Here is a 235-nt window from a genome sequence, read left to right as displayed (position 1 = left end):
GCTCAATTGCTCAAGGAGGTCGGTGATGTTCGAGGTCCCGATGGCGATATTGGCTTCCACAGCTCCATTACTCTTGCCAAACTGCATATTGCTGAGGCCAACATTGATTCCTAATGATCTTTGACGCTCTCCTATCACTGCTGATAATGCTGCATTGATATCAACAGTCTGAGATGCTGCGACCTGTAAAAAGGCCACAACTAGTACACAGGCGACGTAAGTTCTCATGTTTTCG

At 46.8% G+C, this 235-nt stretch carries 1 protein-coding gene; it reads right to left on the bottom strand.

The genetic code is table 11. The features are described 5' to 3' along the window. Nucleotides 1–235, bottom strand: a 235-nt coding sequence (locus tag SM755_RS24215) for a hypothetical protein (RefSeq protein WP_323174907.1), incomplete at both ends; no start/stop codon positions are given.

Origin of the sequence: Natrialba sp. PRR66 (assembly GCF_034808065.1) — an archaeon.
In the GTDB taxonomy this organism is placed as follows: Archaea; Halobacteriota; Halobacteria; order Halobacteriales; family Natrialbaceae; genus Natrialba; species Natrialba aegyptia.
The sequence above is the reverse complement of the archived record's forward strand: the minus strand, read 5'-3'. Positions and strand labels throughout refer to the sequence as shown.